The 15,790-nt window shown below is 66.9% G+C and carries 14 protein-coding genes and 1 tRNA gene; 10 read left to right on the top strand and 5 right to left on the bottom strand.

The genetic code is table 11. The annotated features are described in order from the left end of the window. Nucleotides 1-146 precede the first annotated feature (146 nt). Genes GPL20_RS33550 through tsaD form a run of 3 tightly spaced genes read right to left on the bottom strand, consistent with a single transcriptional unit; the run spans nt 147 to nt 2,619 of the window. Entirely contained in the window at nt 147-560 is a 414-nt protein-coding gene (locus GPL20_RS33550) for an EVE domain-containing protein (RefSeq protein WP_157336008.1), read from the bottom strand. 2 nt (nt 561-562) lie between these two features. Beyond that, complete coding sequence (locus GPL20_RS33555; RefSeq protein ID WP_157336010.1) at nt 563-1,543, bottom strand: NAD(P)H-dependent glycerol-3-phosphate dehydrogenase; 981 nt, start codon at nt 1,541-1,543, stop codon at nt 563-565. 2 nt (nt 1,544-1,545) lie between these two features. Continuing rightward, on the bottom strand, nt 1,546-2,619 hold the full coding sequence (tsaD, locus tag GPL20_RS33560; protein WP_157336012.1) for a tRNA (adenosine(37)-N6)-threonylcarbamoyltransferase complex transferase subunit TsaD: 1,074 nt from the start codon (nt 2,617-2,619) through the stop codon (nt 1,546-1,548). A 138-nt stretch (nt 2,620-2,757) separates the two neighbouring features. On the opposite strand from tsaD, the gene GPL20_RS33565 reads away from it, so the two are divergent. The 5 genes from GPL20_RS33565 to GPL20_RS33585 all read left to right on the top strand — a co-directional run bounded on the left by GPL20_RS33565 (nt 2,758) and on the right by GPL20_RS33585 (nt 7,396). Continuing rightward, a complete protein-coding gene (locus tag GPL20_RS33565; protein ID WP_157336014.1) occupies nt 2,758-3,504 on the top strand; it encodes a uroporphyrinogen-III synthase in 747 nt (248 codons plus the stop codon). A gap of 76 nt (nt 3,505-3,580) precedes the next feature. Then, nucleotides 3,581-4,843 (top strand): COG4223 family protein, encoded by a 1,263-nt coding sequence (locus GPL20_RS33570; RefSeq protein WP_157336016.1) that lies wholly within the window; start codon nt 3,581-3,583, stop codon nt 4,841-4,843. Between the two features lie 36 nt (nt 4,844-4,879). Continuing rightward, nucleotides 4,880-6,688 carry a heme biosynthesis protein HemY gene (locus tag GPL20_RS33575; protein WP_157336017.1) on the top strand — a complete coding sequence of 603 codons (1,809 nt, stop codon included), beginning with the start codon at nt 4,880-4,882 and terminating at the stop codon, nt 6,686-6,688. A gap of 102 nt (nt 6,689-6,790) precedes the next feature. Further along, nucleotides 6,791-6,866 (top strand) — tRNA-Thr (locus GPL20_RS33580). A gap of 152 nt (nt 6,867-7,018) precedes the next feature. After that, nucleotides 7,019-7,396, top strand: coding sequence for a hypothetical protein (locus GPL20_RS33585; RefSeq protein WP_157336019.1), 378 nt, complete (start codon nt 7,019-7,021; stop codon nt 7,394-7,396). 78 nt (nt 7,397-7,474) lie between these two features. On the opposite strand, the gene GPL20_RS33590 is transcribed toward GPL20_RS33585, so the two are convergent. Then, nucleotides 7,475-8,533 carry a polysaccharide deacetylase family protein gene (locus tag GPL20_RS33590; protein WP_157336021.1) on the bottom strand — a complete coding sequence of 353 codons (1,059 nt, stop codon included), beginning with the start codon at nt 8,531-8,533 and terminating at the stop codon, nt 7,475-7,477. 252 nt (nt 8,534-8,785) lie between these two features. Between GPL20_RS33590 and GPL20_RS33595 the strand changes: the two genes are divergently transcribed. Then, on the top strand, nt 8,786-9,079 hold the full coding sequence (locus GPL20_RS33595; protein WP_157336023.1) for a hypothetical protein: 294 nt from the start codon (nt 8,786-8,788) through the stop codon (nt 9,077-9,079). 163 nt (nt 9,080-9,242) lie between these two features. Next, a complete protein-coding gene (locus GPL20_RS33600; protein ID WP_157336026.1) occupies nt 9,243-9,458 on the top strand; it encodes a cysteine rich repeat-containing protein in 216 nt (71 codons plus the stop codon). 111 nt (nt 9,459-9,569) lie between these two features. Here GPL20_RS33600 and GPL20_RS33605 read toward each other — a convergent pair whose 3' ends face one another. After that, nucleotides 9,570-11,258 carry an MFS transporter gene (locus GPL20_RS33605; protein ID WP_157336028.1) on the bottom strand — a complete coding sequence of 563 codons (1,689 nt, stop codon included), beginning with the start codon at nt 11,256-11,258 and terminating at the stop codon, nt 9,570-9,572. Nucleotides 11,259-11,394: 136 nt separating this feature from the next. Between GPL20_RS33605 and GPL20_RS33610 the strand changes: the two genes are divergently transcribed. The 3 genes from GPL20_RS33610 to GPL20_RS33620 are packed head-to-tail and all read left to right on the top strand — an operon-like array spanning nt 11,395 to nt 15,620. Beyond that, nucleotides 11,395-12,759 (top strand): hydrolase, encoded by a 1,365-nt coding sequence (locus tag GPL20_RS33610; RefSeq protein ID WP_157336030.1) that lies wholly within the window; start codon nt 11,395-11,397, stop codon nt 12,757-12,759. A gap of 34 nt (nt 12,760-12,793) precedes the next feature. Next, on the top strand, nt 12,794-14,161 hold the full coding sequence (locus tag GPL20_RS33615; protein ID WP_157336032.1) for a cytochrome P450: 1,368 nt from the start codon (nt 12,794-12,796) through the stop codon (nt 14,159-14,161). Between the two features lie 49 nt (nt 14,162-14,210). Next, complete coding sequence (locus tag GPL20_RS33620) at nt 14,211-15,620, top strand: adenylate/guanylate cyclase domain-containing protein (protein WP_157336034.1); 1,410 nt, start codon at nt 14,211-14,213, stop codon at nt 15,618-15,620. Nucleotides 15,621-15,790 lie beyond the last annotated feature (170 nt).

Below are 15,790 nucleotides of genomic sequence, written 5' to 3' on the forward strand. Positions count from 1 at the left end.
CGCTACACCATCATGTGAGGGACGACCGCTTGCCTTCCAATCAAGCCGCGCGACGCGCGCTATCAAATAGTGCCGTAGCTAGCGCGGCTGGTTGGAAGGCCTCAGCGGAGCCCGTTACCCCATCTACGGCGCTACGGCAGCTAAACCTACATCCCACCCATCTTGCAGACGAGCTTCCACTCCTCGGCCGTGACCGGCTGCACCGACAGGCGCGAATATTTCACCAGCGCCATGGCTTCGAGCTTCTTCTCGGCCTTGACCGCGGCCATCGTCACCGGCGTCTTCAACGGCTTGTCGGCCTTGATGTCGACGCAGACGAACTTGCCGGTCTTGTCGGTCGGATCGGGATAGGCTTCCTTGATGATCTCCGCGATCCCGACGATCTCCTTGCCCTCGTTGGAGTGATAGAAGAACGCCTTGTCACCCTTCTTCATGTTCACGAGGTTCTGGCGCGCGGTGAAATTGCGCACGCCGGTCCAGGCCTCGCCCTTGGCGCCCTTCGCCACCTGCTGGTCCCAGGACCACACCGACGGTTCGGATTTCACCAGCCAGTACGCCATGTTCATTCCTCTGCCTTGAAGGGGCGCGTCAGAAGCCCCGAGATCGCGGCGTCGATCGTGCTCCGGCCGCTCAGGATCGAAGCGACCGCTTCTGATACCGGCATCTCGATGTTTTGCGAAGCTGCGAGTTCGATCAGCACCGGCGCGGTGAACTCGCCCTCGGCGAGCTTGCCGGCGGACGGCTGCTCGCCGCGCCCGAGCGCGAGGCCGAGCGCGAAATTGCGCGATTGCGGGCTCGAACAGGTCAGGATGAGGTCACCGAGGCCGGACAGGCCCGTGAGCGTCTCGCTGCGTGCGCCGAGCGTGCGGCCGAGGCGTGTCAGCTCGGCAAATCCGCGCGTGGTCAGCGCGGCCTGCGCCGAGGCGCCGAGCTGGCGCCCGACGGCAATGCCGACCGCAATCGCCAGCACGTTCTTGGCCGCACCGCCGATCTCGACGCCGCGGATGTCGCTGGAGTGATAGGGGCGGAACGTCGGCGAGCCCAGTGCCTGCACCAACGTTCTGGCCAGCGCCTCGTCCGTTGCCGCCAGTGTCACCGCCGTCGGCAGGCCGCGCGCGACGTCGTCGGCGAAGCTCGGGCCGGACAGGATCGCTGGCTGGGCATGCGGCGCGGCTTCTGCGATCACGTCGGTCATGAATTTGTGGGTGCCGTGCTCGATGCCCTTGGCGCAGGCGACGACCGGCACCGGCTTTGTCAGATGCGGGGCCAGCACGTTGACGGCGCCGCGCAGATGCTGCGCCGGCGTCGCGATCAGCAGCATGTCGGCGCGCGCAGCGAGCGCCAGATCGCTCGTCACGACGATCTCCGGCGCGATCCGCACGCCGGGCAGCCGGGGATTGTCGCGGGTCGATGCAATCCGCGCCGCATGCTCGACATTGCGTGCCCATAGCGTCACCGTGCGCCCGGCCCGTGCCGCCACGGTCGCCAGCGCCGTGCCCCAGGCGCCCGCGCCGATCACTGCGACGGAGTCGAACGCGGTCATCGCTAGAATCCCGCCCGGGTGTTGCCGTAGCCCGCCGGTGCCGTTGCGTTGGCGTCGAGCAGCCAGCGTGCCCGCGGCTGCGCTTCCATCGTGTCGGTCATGCCGAGCGCGAGGCGTTCGGCGCCGGCCCAGGCGATCATCGCGCCGTTGTCGGTGCAGAGCGCCGGCGGCGGCATGATCAGTTGCGTTCTGGCCTGCCGCGCGACGTCATGCAGGGCGCCGCGAATCGCCTGATTGGCGGCGACGCCGCCGGCGGCCACGAGCGCACGCGGTGCGCCGAACTGCTCGCGGAAAAGTTTCAGGCCGACGCTCAGCCGGTCCGCCGTCGAATCCAGCACCGCGGCCTGAAAGCTCGCGCAGAGGTCGCTGATGTCCTGCGGCGTGATCTCGGCCAGCCGGCTCGCTTCGTTGCGCACAGCCGTCTTCAATCCCGATAGCGAGAAATTCGCATCGGGGCGTCCCTGCATCGGCCGCGGAAACGCAAAGCGCGCGGCATCGCCGCTTGCCGCCGCGCGCTCGACCTGCGGGCCGCCCGGATAGGGCAGGCCCAGCATCTTCGCGACCTTGTCGAAGGCTTCGCCGATGGCATCGTCGACCGTGGTGCCAAGCCGTACATACTGGCCGACGCCGGTGACCGCGACGATCTGGGTGTGCCCGCCCGAGGCGAGGAAGAGGCAGTAGGGAAATTCGATTCCGTCGGTAAGGCGCGGCGTCAGCGCATGCGCCTCCAGGTGGTTCACCGCCACCAGCGGCGTGTCGTGCACCATCGCGATCGCCTTGGCGGTGGTGAGCCCGACGATGACGCCGCCGATCAGCCCCGGGCCTGCGGCGGCCGCGACGCCGGCCAGCTGTGCGAAGCCGATGCCGGCCTCGCGCATGGCGCGGTCGATGATGCCGTCGAGCAGGTCGACATGGGCGCGTGCGGCGATCTCCGGCACCACGCCGCCGAACCGGGCATGCTCCTCGACCTGCGACCGCACGATGTTCGACAGGATCTTGCCGCTGCCGTCAGGCGCGCGTTCGATGACCGCCGCAGCGGTCTCATCGCAGGTGGTTTCGATACCCAGTACCAGCATTGGCGAATTGTTATCCAATTTGCGCCTTGCGCTCATCCGTAAAGCAGAGTTCTGGTACGTCCGGTAGCATTCCGCGGTCGGCTTGCGCAATCGTCACGCGCGACTGGTCACGCGTCACGTGGTTCGGGAACACAAGCGATGTCCATTCTTGTCACACGGCCGCATCCCGACAATGAGGCGACGGCCGAAAGTCTGCGCGCGCGGGGCCATCCGGTGCTGCTCGCCCCGGTGCTCAAGTTCGAGCCGGTCGCTTTTCATGACGAGAATGATACTGGCTACAGCGCCATCATCGTCACATCGGCCAATGCGATCCGTGCCGTCGCACCGCAATTGCGGGACCTGGGCCTGTTGGCGCTGCCGCTGTTTGCGGTCGGCGAGCACACGGCGGCTGCGGCGCGCGACGCCGGCTTTGCCGAGGTGATCGTCGCCGGCGGCGATGCGGCGGCCCTGCGCGACAAGGTGATTCAGAGCGCGCGCGACAGGCTGCTGAAGAAAAAAAGCACGCTGCTTTATCTCGCGGGGGCGGATCTGTCGCGCGATCTCGGCGGCGAGCTCGGCGCGGAAGGTTTTAGCGTGGTGACGCAGACGATCTATCGCATGGCACCGGTGAAACATCTGCCGCGCGAGGTCTGCGAGGGCTTTGCCGCCCATGGGGTCGAGGCGGTGCTGCACTACTCCCGGCGCAGTGCGCGGGCGTTCCTGGACGCGGCGCGGGACGAAGGTGTCGAAATCTCGGCGCTGGCGATCCCGCAATGTTGCCTGTCCGAGGCGATCGCGAGCGTGCTGCGCGATGCCGGCGCGTCGCAGGTACTGGTCGCCGCAACGCCGGATGAAAGTGCCTTATTTGACACCTTGGAGCGTGCTTTGCACACCCGTTTGGCGTAAGAGGTCGGGCCGAGTCCGGCGTAATCGGGTCCGCCCAAGGATCTGTGCAGGTATGGAAGTGTGAGGAACCGTCACGATGGCCGACGACAAGCCTGAAGACGCAGGATTGGCCCCGGAGTCCGGTCGTGCCAAGCGCACCCCGCCCACCATCGATCTCGAGGCGACCGACGTGTCGACCCAGCCGCAGCAGGTTGCGGGCGAGCCCGGGACTCAGCCGACGCCGGAACACCCCGAGCCCGAGCAGGCCAAATCCGAGGAGACGATGTCCGAGCCGGCTGATTCCGAGCCGGAGCCTGCCGAGGCGCAGGCCGCCCCTGCGTCCGATCCGGTGTCACCGCCGATCTCGTCACCGATCTCGCCGCCGATTTCGCCATGGGTCATCGCGCCGTTCTCCGGTGCCGTCGCGGCCGCAATCGTGATCGCGGTCGGCTGGATGCTGGGCTGGCCCGCCGTGCAGGCGCCGCCGGCCGCGCCGCAAGTCACGGGCGCCACTGTCGATGCGCTGAGCCGCCGCATTGCCGCGGTCGAAGCCAGGACCGGCAAGCCCGCGGCCGATCCGGCCACGGCGGCGCGGATCGACGCGCTGGAAAAGTCCGCGAGCGCCCTGCGCGGCGACATCGCCAGCCTGCGCGCGCAGTCCGACAAGACCGCGAGCGCGCTGAACGACGCGAAATCCGCGCCGGGCGCGGCGGCGCCTGATCTTGCCGCGCTCAACGACCGCATCGCGCAGCTCGAGCGTGCCAGCCGGACCGAGCGGGCCGAACTCGCGCAGCAGGGCGAGAAGATCGCCGATGCGAAGACGATGGACGACAAGGCGCTGCGCCATGTCGTGGCAGCGGCCCTGCTCGACGTCGCCGTTCGCCATGGCGATCCTTACGCGTCGCAACTGGCCGCGGCGCGGTCGCTGGCGGCAAAGCCCGACACGCTGAAGCCGCTCGACATGTTTGCATCGTCCGGCATTCCGACGCCGGTCGCGCTGAGTCGCGAGTTGCTCAACATCGTGCCGAAGCTGTCGCCGCCCGCGGAGGCCCCGGCCGGCGGCGGCATCGTCGAGCGTCTCCAGGCGGGGGCGTCGAAACTCGTCCGCATCGAGCGCACCGACGCCGTCGGCAATGACCGCGGTGCGATCGTGGCGCGCGTCACGGCGGCGGCGCTGCGCAACGATTTCGCCGAGGCGCGGCGCGAGCTGAAGACGTTGTCAGAGGCCGACCGCGCACCTGCGCAGGCATGGCTCGACAAGACCGACGCCCGCGAAGCCGCGCTCGCCGCATCCCGCAAATTCGCCGACGATGCCATGGCGGATCTCGCCAGATCTGATCAGGTCAAGCCTGCTCAATAAAGGTTCGCGCAACAAACAGCGCGTATAGGGATCATCATGCTTCGCATCGTCCTCTTCCTTGTCTTGATCGCGCTTGCGGGCGCCGGCGCCGCCTGGATTGCCGACCAGACCGGCGATGTCATCATCAATTGGGGCAGTCTGCGCGCCAAGACGACGGTGCCGGTGCTTGCGCTCGCGTTCGGCCTCGTTGCCGTGGCCGCCGTGCTCGCCTGGAGCATCCTGACGACAATCTGGCGTATGCCGGGGCGTCTGCGCCGCCGCAACCATGAGAAGCGCCATGCGCGCGGCCGTCATGCCATCACCCACGGCCTGCTCGCGATCGGTCACGGCGACACCGCGCTCGCCCGCCGTCACGCCGCGGCGGCGCGCCGGCATGCGCCGAACGATCCGCTCGCGCTGCTGCTGCACGCGCAATCGGCGCAGCTCGAAGGCAGGCGCGACGAGGCACAGCGCGTCTTCCGCGCCATGGCTGAGCGCGAGGACACGCGCCTGCTCGGCCTGCGCGGCCTGTTCATCGAGGCGCAGCGCGCCGACGATGCGGTCGGCGCGGTGATGATCGCTGAGGAGGCGATCAAGCTGTCGCCATCCTCGACCTGGGCTTCGCATGCGGTACTCGGCTTCCGCTGCGCGCGCGGCGACTGGAGCGGTGCGCTCGCGATCCTCGATTCGAATCTGTCCGCGGGCCTGATCGACAAAGCGGCCTATCGCCGGCAGCGCGGCGTGCTGCTCACGGCGCGCGCGCTGGAACTGGAGACCATGGACCGCGACGTCGCGCGCGAGAGCGTGATGGAGGCGATCAAGCTCGCGCCGACCCTGGTGCCCGCCGCGGTGCTCGCCGCAAAGTTCGAGAGCGAGGCAAATCAGGTGCGACGCGCCATGAAGCTGGTCGAGGTGGCCTGGCTCGCCAATCCGCATCCCGATCTCGCCGAGGCCTACGCGCATGTGAAGCTCGGTGATTCCGCCCGCCAGCGCTTGCAACGGGTCGAGACGCTCGCGGCCAAGACAAGCGACAAGACGGCTGCCGGCAAGGCCGGCCACATCGAGGGCCGGCTCGCGCTCGCGCGCGCCGCGATCGATGCCTCCGAGTTCGCCCGTGCGCGCGAGGCGCTCGCGCCTTACGTCAACGATCCGACCCAGCGCGTCGCGCTGCTGATGGCCGAAATCGGGCGCACCGAGCATGGCGACGGTGGCCGTGCCCGCGCCTGGACCCTGCGTGCAGTGCGCGCCCGCCACGATCCCGCCTGGACCGCAGACGGCTATGTCAGCGATCGCTGGCGCCCGGTCTCTCCGGTCACCGGCCGTCTCGACGCCTTCCAGTGGCAGACGCCGGTCGCCAGCCTGCCCTCCGACAAGGGCACGACCATCGAGTCGTCGGCCTTCGAGGAGGCGATGCTGGCGGCCCCGCCGCCGAAGCGGGTGACAGCGAACCCGGGCGAAAGCCCGGTGGAACCGCCCGTGGCTGAGCCGGCCCCGGTGCCGGCCGCACAGGACAATGCGCCCCCGCAGGCCAAGGAAATCGTCAAGGAAATCATCAAGGAAAACGTCGAGGAAGCTGCCAAGGAGGTCGCCAAGGAAGAGCCGGTGGTTGCACCCGCCGAGCCGGTCAAGCCGGCCTCCGCGCCCGCCGAATCATCGCCGGTGGCGGCAACACCGGTGTTCCGGAGCCGTGCCGACCTCGGCAAACCCGGACCGGCCCCCATCCCTGCCGTGATCCCGATCGTCCGCGCGCCGGATGACCCCGGGATCGACGACGAGGGCCCGAGCGATGAATTTACGGAACAAATCGGCACGCCAAAGGCCCAGGCCGGCGGTTGGCGCGGATTCTGGTCCCGCTGGGGCGCGTGAGGCGCATTTCGAACGCCGCTTGTCCTTGCCAATTCGGGCCATGCCCGATATCAGGGGCGCGCGTGTATCGGGGCCGGCACCGTCCGGGCTCCGGCAGGGTTCGCCGCAATAGCTCAGTCGGTAGAGCACGTCATTCGTAATGACGGGGTCGGGGGTTCGAATCCCTCTTGCGGCACCAGCGCCCCCAACTCATCCGTGCTCACCGCAGGCCGCGTGCTGATGACGATCGGGCGGGTTCAAGATCGTGCGTCCGTCCAAGTGACAATAGTCACATAACGCCGGGCATGTTCTCCCGTAGTGTCCCGGTTACGCCACACGGGGAGATTTCACATGCGCAAGATCATTCTGGTTGCCGCCATGGTCCTGGCCTCTGCATCGGCCCAGGCAGGCGGCCCACGCAGCCTGTCGCTCGCCGCCGCCAACGAGCAGGCTTCCGCTCCGCAACCCACGACCACCACAACGACGCAGGTGAGCGAAGTCGCGCCGGAAGCTCCGAAATATGCCGATCGTCCGCCGGCGGTGTCGCTTTCCGCACCGGCTGCGGCGGCCGCTCCGACCGTGACCACGCCCACGACGACCTCCGCGCCGGTCACGGCAACCAAGCCCGCCATCAAGACCACGGCAAAGGCAGACAAGCCGAGGCACAAACGCAGCTGGACCGAACGCCGCATCATCAGCGAACTGCACCGCCACGGGATCTACTGGTAAGCCGTCGCTTCCCCCAAAAGCAAATGGCCGGGACAAGCCCGGCCATGACGCAAAGAGTTTGGACCTGATCGGGCCCGCTTACTGCGAAACCGTCTGCACCACGCTCGAGATCGGACGCGTGGTCGTGCTTGCTGTCGGCACCTTCATATCCTTCATCAGCGCCTCGTCATATTCCGGCAGCGTCTGGAAGGTGGTCTTGGCCTTCATCTGCACGATCTTGTAGCCGCCGGCCTTGAGCCGCGCGAGCAGCGCCGGCATGGCTTCGCCGGTGTGCTTCTGGAAATCGTGCATCAGGATGATGCCCTTGCCGAGCTTGTCGAGCCTGGTCATCACGGTCTCGACGATCTTCTCCGGCGTAGCGCCCTTCCTGAAGTCGAAGGAGTCGATGTCGGTCGAGAACATCGCGACGTTGCGGGTACCGAAATAGCTCACCATCGCCGGGTTGTGCTGAAGCTGCGGGAAGCGGAAGAACGGCGCCGGGTTGGTGCCGAGCGCGAACCTCACCGCGCTGAAGCCCTTCTCGACCTCGTCCTTGACTTGGCTCTCGGTCATCTTCTTGCTGTTCAGGTTGACATGCGACCAGGTGTGCGTGCCGACCGTGTGGCCCTGGGCCAGCACCTGGCGCAGGATTTCCGGATGATAGGTCGCGTGCTTGCCGACCGAGAAGAACAGGCCCTTGGTGCATTCATCCGCGAGCGCCTTCAGCACCGCGGGCGTGTTGACCGGCCACGGACCGTCGTCGAAGGTCAGCACGACCTCCTTGTCGGTCAGGAAGTCGAACTGCTTGAAGTGCTCGAAGCCGAAGCCGGGCCCGCCGGTGGTGTCGATCTCGACCACGCGGGCGACGCCCAGCGCGTTCGGATTGGCGCAGGCCTGTTTCTGCTGCACCGGCATGGCCGGGGCGGGCGCGGACGCCGAGGCGGAGGCTGCCGCCGGCTTGGCCGCGATCGCCGCGGTGGTCTCGACGTCATTCCTGGCGGCGAGCTTCGCCGGTGCCGGCAACGGATCGGCGGCACGGGCGGCCGTTGTCTTGGGAGCGCCCTGATCGGCGCGCGCGGAATAATAAAACCAACCGCCGGCGGCGATCACGACCGCCGCAACTACACTGGCCAGCATCAGGCCCAACGCATTACGCATCGTTACTCTTTCCAATTACGCAACCAAACCGGCGGAATTTCCCGCGCGACGAGCCATTAATGCGAAGGAACAGTTAACGTGACACCAACACGACAGCGGTTGCGGAGGAATTTCAGCGAGGTGCGCCAAAGTGACCGATGTCACAGTCAGGGTGTGGCTTGTGACCATCATCACGGTGGAAACTGTTTTGCTGGAGCATCGTAGTTCCCATCAACAACGGGCCCGCTTGCTGCGGTGCCATGGGAGCTTCAGATGACCAAGTCGTTTACTGTCAGGATACGTGACACCGGTCTGGCCCTGGGCTTTGCCGCCATCGTCTCGCTTGTCACGACGACCTCGAGCTTCGCCTTCTCGGCGGAGGCGCAGCAGATGTGCACCGGCGATGCCTTCCGCCTGTGCTCGTCGGAAATTCCCAACATCCCGAAGATCACCGCCTGCATGATGAAGCATCGCTCCGACCTCAGCGCCGGCTGCCGCGCGGTGATGGACAAGAATCTCGCCAAGGGCGCGTCGCGCAAGGTCGCTGACGCGAAGGACAGCCAGTAAGCGAACGCGCAACAACGATCGTTGCGTCGGTTAGCTCCCCACGCGATGTGTCCCGGCCTCGAGCCGGGGCCACGCGATTCAGCCTGCCAACAAAGCCGTTGCGGCTGAGGGGGCGTCGCACTAGCTTCGCCCGCAATTCGTTCCGGGTAAGAGGCATTACGCGATGACAAGATTTCTTTTCGTTATTTCCCTGCTCCTGTGCACGTCGGCCGCGTCCGCGCAGCAACAGCCCGGCCACGACGCCTGCGCGCGCGATGTCTCGCGCTTCTGCCGTGCCGTGATGAACAATGGCGATGGCGCCGTGCTTGCCTGCCTGAAGCAGAACCGCACCCGGCTGAGCAAAGGCTGCGACAAGGTGCTGACGGATCATGGGCAGTAACTGTCATTCCGGGGCGCGCGAAGTGCGAACCCGGAATCCATTGAGCCGCATACGCCTGAGAGGAATGGATTCCGGGTTCGCACCTGACGGCGCGCCCCGGAATGACGAGACCTACGTGCTGCTCCCCGCCGCGGTTGCGACCACCGGCAGCACCTCCTCGTTGGCGCGGTCCGGCGTCTCGTCCTTCCAGCGCACCGAGCCGAACGGGCGCTCCAGCATGCGGCGGATCCGCACCGGCTCGGGGCCGATGTGGAAGGCGATCGCCTCCTGGTGCAGCGCGCGTTCGGACTGGGTCGAGCGGTTGCGCTGGCGCAGATAGTCGAGCCAGGTCGGACAGTGATAGCGCTCGGTCCACAATTCCGGGTCGGCGATGTCGCGCGCGATCGACCAGCCATAGGCGCCGTTGCGCTGCCGCGAGAGCTGCACGTCCTGCATCACATTGTGGAAGGCGCGCGCGTTCTCTTGGGCGACGCGGTATTCGATCTCGACCACCAGCGGCCCGCTGCGTCCCGTCAGCGAGAGCCTCACTTCCGGATCGGCCAGCACGTCGGCATCCTCGTTGCGGGCGCCGACGCGCGGCATCGTGAGCCAGATGCCGAGCAGCGGCGAGATCAGCATCAGGCCGGCAGCGGTCAGCAGCGCGACCTCGACGCCGGCATAGTCGGTGAGATGGCCCCAGCCCCAGGCGCCGATCGCGATGCCGCCCGAAATCGAGGCCTGGAACGCCGCGAGCGAGCGGCCGGCGACCCAGCGCGGCGCCGAGAGCTGCACGCCGATGTTGAACAGCGCGACGGCGGCCATCCAGACGGCACCGGCGAGCACCAGCGCGGTCGCGGTCAGCACCGGCTCGGTGCTCACGGCAAGGGCGGCCATCGCGAACGCCATCGAAATGGTGCAGGCGCGGATCGCCGCCTCGCCGCTCATGCGCTTGCGCAATTCGTGGATGTTGAGCGCGCCGACGACCGCGCCCATGCCGAAGGCGCCGAGCATGATGCCATAGGTCTGTGCGCCGCCGTGCAGCATGTCGCGCGCGACCAGTGGCATCAGCGCCATCACGGCACCGCCGATCAGCCCCATCACCAGCGTGCGCAGCAGCACGATCTTGATCGGCGGCGAGTTGGTGATGTAGCGCACGCCGGAGACCATGGCGCGATTGAGCTTCTCCCGCGGCAGGCGCGACGGTTCGACACTGCGCCGCCACAGCAGCAGCACCACCAGCAGCGGCAGGTAGAGGATCGCATTGCAGGCAAACGCGGCGACCGCGCCGAGCGCGGCGACGATGACGCCGCCGACCGCAGGACCGAAGCTGCGCGCGATGTTGTAGCTGATGCCGTTCAGCGCGACGGCCGAAGGCAGTGCATCCGGCGGCACCTGCTCGCTGACCGAGGACTGCCAGGCCGGTCCGAACAGTGCGTTGCCGCTGCCGACTACGAAACAGAAAGCCAGCAGCGTTTCCGGGGTGATGAGGTTGAACCAGGCCAGAACAGTGAGCGCGGTCGCACCGGTCAGCGCGATCGCGAGCGAGACCAGGGTGACGACACGGCGGTCATACATGTCGGCGATGGCGCCGGCCGGCATCGAGATCAGCATGATCGGCAGCATCAGCGCGGTCTGCACCAGCGCCACCTTGTCGGCCGAGGCCGCCATCTGCGTCATCGCCCAGGCGGCGCCCACACCCTGGATCAGGAGGCCGAGATTGGAGAGCAGGCTGGCGAGCCAGATGCGCCGGAACACGGTGTACCGCAGCGGCGCGGCGATGCCGTCGCCGGCGAATTTCTGACGGTTCGGCTGCTCGGTCATATCCCCTTCCAGATGGGCTGGCAGAACTGGCTTCAGCGATTCCGGCCGGTCCAGTGATGCCTGCGAAAGTCCTTCGCTGTCCAGTGGTTAGGCAGGTATAAGCGGTGCAAAGATAGTGATGCCGGAGAGGAACAGAATGAAGCTGTCGCGACGGACGATCCTGCTGGGGGCGGGCAGCTTGCCTTTCGCGGTTGCGAGCTTGCGGACGGGCGCGGTGGCCCAACCTGCCGCCACGCCGAGCGAGGTGCCTCCGATTCTGTTCGTCCACGGCAATGGCGACTATGACGCGCTCTGGATGACGACCTTGTGGCGGATGGAATCCAACGGCATCGCGCGCGACCGCATGGCCGCGATCAATTTCACGGATCCGCTGGCGCGGAGCGACGACAAGGTCGAGCAGGCGAACCGCTCCTCGACCGAGGATCAACGTCGCGAGCTCGCCGCCGCCATCGCCGACTTGAAGCGACGCACCGGCGCGGCGCGCGTGGCGCTGGTCGGCAGCTCGCGCGGCGGCTATGCGATCCGCAACGTCATCAGAAGCGGCGGTGCCGGCGATGTCAGTCACGCCGTCCTGTGCGGCACGCCCAATCACGGCGTATTCGCGACCGACGAGCAGCCCAACAACGAGTTCAACGGCCGCGGCCCATTCCTGCGCGGCCTGAACGAGGGCGAGAGCGAGGTGACGCCGGGCGTGGCTTTTCTCACATTGCGCAGCGACGGCATGGACAAATACGCGCAAGCGGACGGCCGCTTCATCGGCAAGCCCGGCGCGCCCACCGGTGTCACCAATGAGGGGCCGGAGCTGAAGGGCGCTACCAATCTCGTGCTCGGTGCGCTCGACCATCGCGAGGTGGCGTTTCATCCGCGAGCCTTCCGCGAGATCTACAAGTTCATCGCCGGCCGCGAGCCGGATCGCATCGCGATCGTGCCGGAGCAGAGCGTCAGGCTGAACGGCCTGGTCACGGGCACGCCGGGCGGCGTGGCCACCAATCGCCCGGTTGCGGGCGCAACCGTCGAGATCTTCCGCGTCGATCCCGAAACCGGCGAGCGCAAGGGCAACGCCGTGCACAGCGCGAAGACCGGCGCTGACGGCCGTTGGGGGACGGCGCAGGTCGATCCCGCCTGGTCGCTTGAATTCGTCCTGGCATCGCCGGATGCGCCGACGACGCATATCTATCGCTCGCCCTTCCCGCGCTCGTCCGACGTCGTGCACCTGCGCGCCGCGCGTCCGTTCGGCCCGGCCGACAAGGAGGCGGCAGCCGTCGTGATCATGTCGCGTCCGCGCGGCTATTTCGGCCTGCCGCGGGACGTGGTGCTGTTCGACGGCAAGGAGCCCGCCGACGTCAAGCCGGGCGTGCCCACGGATGCGGCAGCGACACTGCGGCTTTCGGCCGCCGAGGCCGGGCGTAACGTCGTGGCCCAGTTCGGCGAAGAACGAATTGTGGCGCGCGCCTGGCCTGCGTCGGAGAACAGGATTGCGGTTGCCGAACTGACTTACTAGCTGTTTAGCTGCGTCACATCTGCGGGAGAGAGCCATGAATATCGCCAGCGTGCGTCGGCCCATCGTCCCTCCGACCCCACCGCGTGCGCCGGACGATATGTCGTTCCTTGCCAAGCTCGCGGTGATCCGGCGCAACATGATCGCGACCTGGGGGCAGCGTGCCTACGAGGAAGAAATCATTCCGGGCCGCTTCATCTTCCGCAACAGTTTCATCCTGAATCGTCCGGATGCGATCCGGCACATCCTGGTCAGCAATTACGAGAACTACACGCGCACGCCGGCCGCCATTCGGATGCTGCGTCCCGTGCTCGGTGACGGCTTGCTGATCGCGGAAGGTCATTCTTGGACGTTTCAGCGCCGCACACTTGCGCCGGCGTTCACGCCGCGCGCCACCGCGAACCTCGTCCCGCACATGACCGCAGTGCTCGACGAGACCATCGCAAAGCTCGATGCCCGCACGAGCGAGGCCGTCGACTTGCGCGAGATCATGCAGCGCATGACGCTCGAGATCGCCGGACGCACGATGTTCTCGTTCGGCATGGACCGGCATGGTCCGACCTTGCGCAACTTCATCATGGAGTATGCCGAGCGGCTGGGGCGGGCGTATTTCCTCGACATGGTGCTGCCGGTGTCCTGGCCGAGCCCGATGGATTTTGCCCGCGCCCGCTTCCGCACGCGCTGGACCGAATTCGTCGCGATGCTGATCGCCGAGCGGCGTGCGGCCGGGAAGAAGGACGGCGCGCCGCCGCGCGACCTGTTCGATCTCATGGACGAGGCGCGCGATCCCGAAACGGGCAAGGGCTTCTCCGACGCGCAACTCGTCGACGAGGTCGCGACCATGATTCTCGCGGGTCACGAGACCACGGCGACCGCGCTGTTCTGGGCGCTCTATCTGCTCGCGCTCGATCCGGAGACGCAGGAGCAGGTCGCCTCCGAGACCCGCGGCGAACATCTCGACAGCATCGCCGACATCGACCGGCAGAAATTCACCCGTGCCGTGGTCGATGAGACCATGCGGCTCTATCCGCCCGCCTTCCTTGTCGCGCGGGCTGCGCGCGACAAGGACAATGCGGCCGGCATCGAGATCGGCAAGGGCGACATCATCATGATCGCGCCATGGCTGCTGCATCGGCACGAGAAACTTTGGGATCAGCCCAACGCGTTCATTCCCAAGCGCTTCATGTCGAAGGAGCCGCCCGATCGCTTTGCCTATCTGCCGTTCGGCGCGGGTCCTCGCGTTTGCATCGGCGCGGCGTTTGCGCAGGCCGAATCCGTGCTGGCGCTGGCCCGGCTGATCGGAGCGTTCCGCATCGAGCTCGCCGATGCGAATCCCGTGATCCCGCTCGGCGTCGTCACGACCCAGCCGGACCATTCACCCATGTTCCGCATCACGCGTCGGTGACAGGCGTTCGTCCGGCCGAAGGCGTGATTACCCCAGCTAGAGTTCCGCCATGAGCGACATCCAGGCCCAGTTCTCCGTTCTGAAGCAGACCGCCGATGCGAAGGTGGTCGACGCGATTGCGCGTCTGATCGACAGTGGCGAGGATCACGAGCTCAATCGCGTCAACGTGCTCGACTTCTCCGGCCAGCATGGCCTCGACGAAGAGCGCGTCATCTCCGCATTTCTGCACGCGGCGCGGCTCGGGCTGTTCGATCTCGGCTGGAACGTGCTGTGCCCGGGCTGCGGCGGCGTGCTGGGCGCGCACTCGACGCTGAAGGCGCTCAAGCCCGACGATTATCATTGTGCGCTCTGCGCCTGCGGCTACAGGGCCTCCGTCGACGATCAGGTCGAGGTTTCCTTCACGGTGAATCCGCGTGTCCGGCGGATCGCCGCGCACGATCCCGACTCGCTGCCGGTGTGGGAGTATTTCAAGCAGGTGTTCTGGAGCTCCGGCGTCGACTTCAACAAGGAATCGTTCGCAACGCTCGCCAACGAGGTGACGCTGGACACGATGGAGCTGCCGGCCGGCGAGAAGGCAACGATGTCGCTGCAGCTGCCCGGCGACTTCATCATCATCTTCGAGCCGGTGACGCACGCGGCCCAGTTCATCGACGTCCAGGGCGAGCCGACCAGGGATCGCCAGCAACTCGCCATCATGTACAACAAGGTGCAGGCGCCGACGGGCACCACAGTCATGCGGCCGGGTCCGTTGCGGTTGTCGCTGGAGAACCAGGCCGGCGTGCGCGTGCTGCCGTCGGTGTTCATCGCGGCCGAGGCGCTCCATCATCTGATCGGCAAGCGCAAGCCGTTCCTCACCGCCAAGCGGATGCTGTCCAACCAGACGTTTCGCGATGTGTTCAAGGCCGACAATCTCAGCCTCGACCAGCGGCTCCAGATCACGTCGCTGACCTTCCTGTTCACCGACCTGAAGGGTTCGACTGCGCTCTACGAGCGGGTCGGCGATCTCGCCGCCTTCGATCTCGTGCGCGCGCATTTCCATGCGCTGCTGGAGATCATCTCCTCGGAGAAGGGCGCGGTGGTGAAGACGATCGGCGATGCCGTGATGGCGACGTTCGTCCGTCCCGAGCACGCGATCGTTGCCGGCCTGCGGATGCGCGCGGCGATGGATGAGCTCAACAGGAAACGCGGCACCGCCGACCTCATCGTCAAGATCGGCATCCATGAAGGTCCATGCCTTGCGGTGATGCTCAACGAGCGGCAGGATTATTTCGGTCAGACCGTCAACATCGCCGCGCGCGTGCAGAGCCTGTCGACCGCACAGGAGATCCACATCACCGGCCCGGTGCTGGATGCGCCCGCAGTCGCCGAGGTGCTCGAGCGGCGTGCGATCAAGCCGATCCAGAAGCAGGCGGCCCTGCGCGGCATCGCCGACAAGATGGTGGTGTACGAGATACCGTGAGGGACTGACGGCGCCCGCCACAGTCTCCGTCATTGCGAGGAGCACTTGCGACGAAGCAATCCAGAATCCCTCCGCGGAAAGATTCTGGATTGCTTCGCTGCGCTCGCAATGACGATGTAGAGACGAATGCGCGTCACACCATCAGCCGTCACGCCCAGGCATGACCTGGC

Origin of the sequence: Bradyrhizobium cajani, assembly GCF_009759665.1 — a bacterium.
Lineage (GTDB): Bacteria > Pseudomonadota > Alphaproteobacteria > Rhizobiales > Xanthobacteraceae > Bradyrhizobium > Bradyrhizobium cajani.

Coding starts and splice junctions, on each gene's coding strand:
- GPL20_RS33550 (WP_157336008.1), bottom strand. CDS start 560: ATGGCGTACTGGCTGGTGAAATCCGAACCGTCGGTGTGGTCCTGGGAC.
- GPL20_RS33555 (WP_157336010.1), bottom strand. CDS start 1,543: ATGACCGCGTTCGACTCCGTCGCAGTGATCGGCGCGGGCGCCTGGGGC.
- tsaD (WP_157336012.1), bottom strand. CDS start 2,619: ATGCTGGTACTGGGTATCGAAACCACCTGCGATGAGACCGCTGCGGCG.
- GPL20_RS33565 (WP_157336014.1), top strand. CDS start 2,758: ATGTCCATTCTTGTCACACGGCCGCATCCCGACAATGAGGCGACGGCC.
- GPL20_RS33570 (WP_157336016.1), top strand. CDS start 3,581: ATGGCCGACGACAAGCCTGAAGACGCAGGATTGGCCCCGGAGTCCGGT.
- GPL20_RS33575 (WP_157336017.1), top strand. CDS start 4,880: ATGCTTCGCATCGTCCTCTTCCTTGTCTTGATCGCGCTTGCGGGCGCC.
- GPL20_RS33585 (WP_157336019.1), top strand. CDS start 7,019: ATGCGCAAGATCATTCTGGTTGCCGCCATGGTCCTGGCCTCTGCATCG.
- GPL20_RS33590 (WP_157336021.1), bottom strand. CDS start 8,533: ATGCGTAATGCGTTGGGCCTGATGCTGGCCAGTGTAGTTGCGGCGGTC.
- GPL20_RS33595 (WP_157336023.1), top strand. CDS start 8,786: ATGACCAAGTCGTTTACTGTCAGGATACGTGACACCGGTCTGGCCCTG.
- GPL20_RS33600 (WP_157336026.1), top strand. CDS start 9,243: ATGACAAGATTTCTTTTCGTTATTTCCCTGCTCCTGTGCACGTCGGCC.
- GPL20_RS33605 (WP_157336028.1), bottom strand. CDS start 11,258: ATGACCGAGCAGCCGAACCGTCAGAAATTCGCCGGCGACGGCATCGCC.
- GPL20_RS33610 (WP_157336030.1), top strand. CDS start 11,395: ATGAAGCTGTCGCGACGGACGATCCTGCTGGGGGCGGGCAGCTTGCCT.
- GPL20_RS33615 (WP_157336032.1), top strand. CDS start 12,794: ATGAATATCGCCAGCGTGCGTCGGCCCATCGTCCCTCCGACCCCACCG.
- GPL20_RS33620 (WP_157336034.1), top strand. CDS start 14,211: ATGAGCGACATCCAGGCCCAGTTCTCCGTTCTGAAGCAGACCGCCGAT.